The sequence below is a fragment of the Bacillus sp. GBSW19 genome (genome assembly GCF_002998655.1).
GTDB lineage: Bacteria > Bacillota > Bacilli > Bacillales > Bacillaceae > Bacillus.
Window position 1 is genome coordinate 97,051 of sequence record NZ_PVRF01000004.1, and the last position, 9,108, is coordinate 106,158.

The 9,108-nt window shown below is 44.2% G+C and carries 1 protein-coding gene; it reads left to right on the forward strand.

Annotated elements, in window-relative coordinates; genetic code table 11:
* Window positions 1-15: 15 nt before the first annotated feature.
* Complete coding sequence (locus C6344_RS16925) at window positions 16-9,105, forward strand: hybrid non-ribosomal peptide synthetase/type I polyketide synthase (protein WP_106073125.1); 9,090 nt, start codon at window positions 16-18, stop codon at window positions 9,103-9,105.
* Window positions 9,106-9,108: the final 3 nt, after the last annotated feature.

The following is a 9,108-nucleotide window of genomic DNA, read 5'->3' on the forward strand; positions in this document are numbered from 1 at the left end:
AAAGGAGATGATCCCATGGCTTTACAGCCGCAGAAGCTGGATAAACAGAACATTGAAAATATGTTAGGTATCACTACGATCCAAGAGGGACTGCTGTTTCATCATTTAATGGAACCGAACGGAACGGCTTATTTTGAACAACTGCTGATCGAAATAAAAGGACCGATAGATCGAGACATTTTTGAACAATCATGGACGAATGTCACCAAACAGCATGAAATGCTTAGAACATTGTTCAGATGGCAGGAACTCGCAAGACCAGTACAAATTGTGCTGAAGCAGCACCAGCCAGACATTCGATATCGTGATTTGACACAAGCGAAGGAGCCTCTTCATGTGCTGAAAGAGGAGGTGACGGCACAGAACCGAGAAGAACGCTTTGATCTGCAGGAAGTCCCATTTCGCCTGACGTTATGTGAAGTGAATGATGAAGTCAGCTGGGTTCTCATTAGCTTCCATCACATTTTATTGGACGGATGGAGCCTTGGGATTGTATTAAGCGATTGGATGAGTGCATATGAGCGCTTATCGAATGGGGACAAACCCCTTCTTGAACAAAGACCGTCCTACCAATCATTTGTCAAATGGCAGCAAAAAAACCTTCAACAGACAGAAGCACAAGCCGCCTATTGGAAAAATGTTTTCAATGGCTGGAGTTATGCAGAACTGCTTCCGAAGTCAAGCGGCGCATATGAAAATTCAGAAGTTTTTCATCAATATGAACATCAAGTGGATACTTCCATTGCGGAGAGCCTGAGCAAATTCACGAATCAATATGACGTGACGCTCGCATCTGTGATGTATACGCTGTGGGGAGTTTTGCTATCTAAGTATGCCAACCAAGATGATATTGTCTTTGGGACAACAGTATCAGGGAGAAATGCGGATGTCCCTCATATTGAAAAGATGACAGGGCTGTTCATTAACACATTACCGCTGCGGGTCTCATTCGAACAAGAGCGGCCGATTCTTGAACAGATGCAGGAAGTGAGTCGTGAGATAGCTGTAAGAAATGAATATGAACATACACCGCTATCTGATTTAAAGAAATATGCAGGAATGACGGCAGAGCAATCGTTATTTGATTCAATCGTCGTCATTGAAAACTATCCACTAGATCAAATGCTCACGAAAAACGATCAGCCTATTCGTATTCGTGGATTTGAGATGACTGAGCAGACAGAATTCGATCTCACGCTTAGTGTCCAGGCGTTTGATGATCAGCTGCACTTTTCATTGGTGTATAACCCCGTCAGCTTTTCAGCTGAACAAATCGAAAAGTGGTGTCAGCATTTTCTTCATCTCCTGTCTGATGCCTGTGCTCATCCGCACAAATCTGCTGCTCAGCTACAGCTGCTATCAGAAGAAGAGAAAGGAAAGCAATTAGCTGTCTTCCGGCAGTATGGCGGGGCAACATCTAGCAATGAACCAACGGTGATTGACCTTTTTGAAGCACAAGTGGAACGAACGCCAGCGGCAGCCGCAGTTGAGTTTGGTGATACGACGGTTACATATGAACAACTCAATAAGAGAGTGAACCAGCTCGCACATTATTTACAAAACAAAGGAGTCAAACAGGAGCAGCGTGTCGGCATTTTAGCAGAGCATTCCATTGAAATGGTGATAGCATGCTTAGCGATCTTAAAAGCTGGCGGTGCATACGTGCCGATTGATCCTGAATACCCGCAGGAACGAATAGAATATCTATTAGAAGACAGCGGAGTAGAATGGCTCTTAACTCATCCAATTAAAGGGCTCACCTATGCCTATCATGGAGAAAGAATTGATATCACACAGCCGGATCTATACACCGGACCATCAGACAACTTGGCAGAAGCCATCACCTCAGACCAAACAGCCTACTGCATTTATACATCAGGTACGACCGGAAGACCTAAAGGTGTACTCATTCATCATCTTGGCTTAGCCAACTATATTGATTGGGCGAAGCAAGTATATGTTCGAGGAGAAACAAGGCATTTTGCTTTGTATACTTCACTGTCCTTTGACCTGACGGTTACTTCTATTTTCACGCCGCTCATTTCAGGAAATACCATCATGATTTACCACCATGAAAACCGGCAGCTGCTTGTCGAAGACATCATAAAAGATAATCGCGTACATGTGATGAAACTGACACCATCTCATTTACAGTTTATTAAGCATTTGTCTTTCCCAGACAGCCAAATGAAATGTTTCATTTTAGGCGGAGAACAGCTGGAAACATCTCTAGCGAAATCCATTCAGCAGTCCTTCCCGCAGCCAATTGAAATTGTGAATGAATATGGACCAACTGAAACGGTGGTTGGCTGCATGATTCATCGATATGACCAGGATTTTGATCAAGACGTGTATGTACCGATTGGAAAGCCTGCACAGCATACAGATATTCTTCTTTTTGACAGACATATGAATCTCATGCCGGAAGGAACCGTCGGTGAATTATATATTGGCGGGAAAGGTGTCGCAAAAGGGTATTTGAATCGACCGGAACTCACCGAAGAAAGGTTTGTCGATCACCCTTTCCAGCCAGGTGAAAAAATTTATAAAACAGGTGATGCAGCCCGCATTCTGCCTAATGGGCTCATTCAATTTTTAGGTCGAAATGATGATCAAGTGAAGCTGAGAGGCTATCGTATTGAAACAGGTGAAATTGAATTTTGGCTGAATGAACAGCCAGGTATGAAAGCAGCAGCTGTTGTTGTAAAGCCAGATGCTTCTGGTACACCATGTTTGGCCGCATATGTTGTCACGACAGCCAGACTTGATCAAGCTGCAATGAAACAAGCGTTGGCTGATCAGCTGCCGGATTATATGATCCCAACTCACTTTGTTCAATTGGACGATATGCCGCTGACTGCCAATGGCAAACTAGATAAACGGGCATTACCTGCTTTGAAACAGGCGCAGCAAACGAATAAGCAGGCGGGCGCTGCCCATCTTTCTGATACTGAGAAAGTCATTCAAGACATCTGGAAAAAAGTCCTCGGCTTAGATGAGGTAAGTGTTCATGACAAATTCTTTGACATTGGCGGGCATTCACTCAACTTAATCCACGTCAATCAACAGCTCGCTAAGCAATTGAATCAAAGCATTCCAATGGTCGAAATGTTCCGCCGTCCAACGATTAGAGAGCTTGCCGCATATTTAAGCGGCGATTCAGAGCAGGTAACGGCAGGCACGCAGCCTGTGAAACAAAAGACAAGAAAAGCCAATGAGCCGATTGCCATTATTGGAATGGCTGGTAAATTCCCTGGTGCGAAAAATGTTGAGGCATTTTGGCGAAATTTGAAGAATGGAGAAGAATCAATTTCCTTCTTTTCCGATGAAGAACTGCTTGAAGCTGGTATTGACCGTCAGACCTTCGAACGATCCGATTATGTGAGGGCAAAAGGTGTGATTGATGGACCTGATTTATTTGATGCATCCTTCTTCGGCTATTCGCCAGGTCAGGCAGAAATGATGGATCCTCAAATACGCCTCCTGCATGAGTACGCCTATAAGGCGCTGGAAGATGCGGGGTATGTGCAAGAAGATTATACGGGTAAAGTTGGGTTGTTTACTGGGTCCACATCGAACTTTCAATGGATTCAGCGTTTTGCAGCTTCCCTTGATAGCAGCATGTCAGAGCTGTTTGAAGTGGGTTCACTCAATGATACGTATACCGTGAGTACAAGAATTGCCCATAAATTGAATTTGAAAGGACCGGCGCTCACGCTGCAAACCGCTTGTTCGACTTCTTTGGTCGCTTTGCATTTGGCCTGTCAATCCATTGCAAATGGTGATTCAGATGTAGCACTTGCGGGAGGTGTGTCGATCCTGCACCCAGTGAAATCAGGCTACGTTTATCAGCAGAACATGGTGAAATCAAGCGATGGCCATTGCCGCGCCTTTGACGATCAAGCAGATGGAACGGTTGGCGGAGATGGTGTTGGTCTTGTTGCTTTAAAAGCACTGAGTGAAGCCATAGAAGATGGTGACCATATTTATGCGGTCATTAAGGGCTCTGCCATCAACAATGATGGTGATCAAAAGGTTGGTTTCAATGCTCCAAGCGTTGAAGGACAGACACGTGTCATTCAGGATGCCCTGCATCAAGCAGATGTTTCACCAGATACGATTGAGTATGTAGAAACACATGGAACTGGAACATCACTTGGTGATCCGATTGAAATAGAGGCGCTCACAAAGGCTTTCGACACAGAGAAAAAACAATTTTGCCGTATTGGGTCTGTCAAAACCAATATTGGACATTTGGATGCAGCGGCAGGAGCAGCTGGCTTGATCAAAGCTGTGCTTTCGCTTCAGCATCACACATTTGTACCTAGTCTTCACTTCAAAAAAGCCAATGAAAACATTGCATTTGAGCATAGCCCTTTCTTTGTAAACACTGAGCTGACTGACTGGAAGCAGCCAGCTTCACATTTGCGGCGGGCTGGGGTGAGCTCATTTGGAATGGGTGGAACCAATGCACATGTCATATTAGAAGAAGCACCACAAAGAGATCGTCAGCAAATGCCTCGTTCTGCTGAGCTGCTTGTTCTTTCAGCAAAGAGCAAAACGAGCTTGGAACGAATGAAAGACAAACTCGTAAACCAAATAGAAAACACGCCTTCTATCAATTTGGCAGACGCAGCTTATACTCTGCAAACAGGAAGACAGTTCTTTGGTTTCCGTCAGGCATTTGTTGCGGCAAGCAGAGAAGATGCTTTGCGAGTATTAACAGAAAAGCAAGGCAAGGGCATTGGAAAGTTCATGCATTCGCATGTGGAGCAACAAAAGATTATTTTTATGTTTTCTGGACAAGGCAATCAATATCTCAATATGGGATTAGATTTGTACCGGGAAGAGCCTTACTTTAAGAAGCAAATGGATGCTTGTTTTCAAGCATATGAAGAAGCAACGGGGCGAAGTCTTGCCCGTATTCTTTACCCATTAGCGGCTGAAACAGAAAAGGCGCGTGAAAAATTAGCAAGTACTCAATATGCACAGCCGGCCATTTTTGCCATTGAATATGCCTTATCCATGCTCTTCATTGAATGGGGCATTCGTCCTGATGCAATGATCGGCTATAGCTTTGGCGAATTAACAGCGGCCGCTATATCAGGGCTATTCAGCTTAAAGGACGCAATGTCCATGGTCGCCTATCGTGCGAATGCGATGCAATCGTCACCAGCTGGCGTCATGATGAGTGTTCCATTACCTGAGGCAGAGCTAAAACCGATGCTTCCAAAAAATATTTCTCTCGCGGTTGTCAATGATTCATCATGTATCGTGTCAGGTCTAGAAGAGGCGATAAGTGAATTTGAACAAGAGCTGAAAAGCAACAGATTGATGTGTATGCGGTTAGGTGGAACCATTGCTGCCCACTCACATGTCATGAAGGAGGCAGCGGAGCAATTCGGAGAAAAATTAAAGCATATGAAAGCCAAAACACTTCGTATTCCATTTATTTCTAATTTGTCAGGAGATTGGATGACAGATACGAGTGCGAAAGATATGTCTTATTGGAAAAGGCATATGACCGATACAGTTCGCTTTGCTGAAGGCATCACAAATATTTTACAAGAGGACAATATTCAATTAATTGAGATTGGACCAGGACAAGATTTAAGCGTGATGGTCAACAGGTCATTGAACGGCCTGAATCAGCATGTATGTCATGTGCTCAGACATGCAAAACAAGATGTGACGGATACTGAATTTTTACTTGGGCAGATCGGACGTCTATGGACAAACGGATTATCTATTGATTGGGACAGGTTCCATCTAAACCGTCAGCCGCGGAAAATGCCGCTGCCAACGTATGCGTTTGATCAAACCTCCTATTGGTATGATGCAGCAGATCGTGTGAAACAAGAAAAACCAAAGCAGTCTGGACGAAAGCAGCAAATGGATGAATGGTTCTATACCCCTCATTGGGAAGCGGATCTTTTACCTTGCGTGCCATCAGAAGATACATCTGGCGGAGCCTTGCTTTTGTTTGCAGAGCCATCTGCTCTCGGAGAGAAGATTGCGGCTGAGCTCCTGACGAAACGGGACGAGTTCGTAGTGGTTCGTAAAGGAAATGAATTTACGAAGCATGACGAAAAAAGCTATACCATTCGGTCACATGAGCCATCTGATTATGAAAGGCTCATTTCAAATCTGGCAGATGACGAAATGAACGTGTCAGAAGTTTGTCATCTATGGGGGCTTTCAGAACGACAGCCATCTCACACGGAAGAAGAATGGGTGAAGCAAACGCAGCAAGATGCTTATTACTCCTTGCTTTATATCGGCCAGGCATTGAAAAAATATGTTTTGGACCAAAAGGTATCGATTACCGTTCTTTCCTCATTGACATATGCTGTTGGCGGTGAACCTGTACTTTATCCTGAAAAAGCGATCCATCTAGGACCTGCCATGGTTATATCACAAGAAACACCGAACTTGCGTTACCGCATTCTTGATATTGATCGCCCGGTGGAAAATGGGGTTCAAGAAAAGCGATTGCTGAAGCAAATAAGCGATGAGCTAGATCGAGCGTATGGACAGCTTCTCACGGTCTATCGACGAAATAAGCGATATGTGAAAAAGTATGCGAAAGGTTCAGTTCCCGAAACAGGACATGCTCATTTGGCTAAAAAAGATGGTGTCTACATTTTAATTGGCGGACTTGGGTTTATTGGATTGAATATCGCCCAGACTTTGGCCGAGCAAACGAAGGGAACCTTAATCTTAACGAGCAGGTCTGGACTCCCTGATAGAAGCAAGTGGCAAGAATGGCTGTCTACGCACGATGAACAGGATCCAACAAAGAAAAAAATACAAAAGGTAATGGCACTGGAAGAGACAGGCGCAGACGTTCTCATACAGAAAGTAGACGTTCGTCACAGGGAAGATATCCAGCAATTGATCAACACAGTGGATGCGTCATATGGACAGATCGACGGTGTGATCTATGCAGCTGGAGTGACAGGCGACCAATCTTTCCGGGTGATGGAGCAAACAGATGTCACATTTTCGGAGCCGCATTTTGAAGCGAAGATGAATGGCGTACTTCATCTTGATGCCGCCTTAGGTGATCGATCCCTTGATTTCTGTTTTGTACTGTCATCTTTGTCACCGATCTTGGGCGGACTCGGTTTTACAGCCTATACAGCTGTGAATCATTTCATCGATGCGTACGTGTATGAACGCAATCTGCGTTCAGAAACACAGTGGTCTGTCATTAGCTTTGACGGCTGGGAATTTGAGCAGGGGAAGCAGCTCGATCTTCCAATCGGAGATGATGTCACCGAAACGTTAATTACAGAAAAAGAAGGAAGAATGATCTTTGAACGATTGCTTTCACTGGATCAAGTGGAACAAATGGTTATTTCGACAACATCTTTACATGATCGTATTCACAGATATGTAGACCGTTTATCCCGTGAGGAAGAGAGCGGCGGAGAGCATGTACAAGATGGAAACTTGTATTCTCGGCCAGCGCTTTCAACGAATTATGCGGCACCTGAAACAGAGCTGGAGAAGGAATTAAGTCAACATTGGCAAGCATTCTTTAAGATTGATGACATTGGCATAGATGATCATTTCTTTGAAATGGGTGGAGATTCTCTTAAGGCGATTACCTTCATTGGCATCATTCATCGTGCATTTAGTGTAGAGCTGACGCTGCCACAATTTTTCCAAATACCTACGATACGATTAATGGCAGCATATATCGACCAAGCAGATACTGCTGCTTATCATGCGATTGAAAAAGCCGAAGTGAAGGAGCATTATCCTCTGTCGTCTGCGCAAAAACGGTTGTATCTCATGCAGCAAATGGATGTAAACAGCACAGGATACAACGAGTTTAAAGCGGGGCGAATCAAAGGAAAACTCGATATCAGCAGGTTGGAATGGGCATTTCAGCAGCTCATTAAGAGACACGAAAGTTTGCGGACAGCGTTTGTACTAGAGAATGGCGTCCCTTATCAAAAGATTGAAGAAGAGGTACCATTTGCAGTCACATTGTTTGACCTCACAAAGGGATCGACACAAGGATCTGAGGAAGATCAAAAACAAGTGATTGAACAATTTTTGACTGCCTTTACGTTAAGTGAGGCTCCATTGATGAGAGTCGGTGTGATGAAGCTGGCAGAAGAGGAATTCGTGCTCATGCTGGACATGCATCACATTATCTCAGACGGTCTTTCTCAAGATATTTTGGTCAACGACTTTATGCAGTTATATGACGGCAGGACGCTTGAGCCTCTCGCTCTGCAATATAAAGATTTTTCAGAATGGCAAAATGACATGCTTGCGTCTGAAGCACTGAAAGAATCGAGTGATTACTGGAAAAACCGGTTAGAGGGTGCCCCGCTACTTGATCTGCCAACAGATTTCGATCGGCCAGAGGTGAGACAATTCCGCGGTGGACATTATACATTCCGTATAGAAGAAGCGGAGCTGAACGCGTTTAAGCAAATGATTTTAAAAGAAGACGCCACTCTGTTTATGGGTCTGTTAAGTGTGTATCAGATTTTGCTTCATAAATTAAGCGGACAATCAGATATCACGGTCGGGGTTCCGGTAGCAGGCAGAAAACAAGAGGAGCTGCAGCAAGTCATCGGTATCTTTGTCAATATGCTGCCACTTCGTTTATATCCTAAAGCAGAGCTGACGTACCAGCAATTCCTTCAGGATGTGAAGGCACATGTCATCGGCGATTTCGGACATCAAGAATATCAATATGAACAAATGGTTCAAGACCTCCAGTTAAGCCGGAGTGTCAGCCGGAATCTATTGTTTGATGCTGTGTTCGCTTTGCAAAATATGAATCAGCCAGAACTGAAGGTAGGCGGTTTAACCTTTAGTGATTATCCGTATGAGACAGGAACGTCGCGCTTTGATTTACTCTGGATTGCGTATGAGCAGGAAGACGGTCTTTCTTCAACGATTGAATATAATACTGAGCTTTTCAGTGAGGAAACCATTCAGCGGATTGCAGGCTTGCTGAAAGACATCATGCGGGCTGTTTCAGCAGAAGCGATGAGAATAGAAGAGATCGAACTGACTTCTTCATTCAAGCAATTAGACGACGTATCTCTTTTCGAATTAGATGACTTAAAAATATAAGTA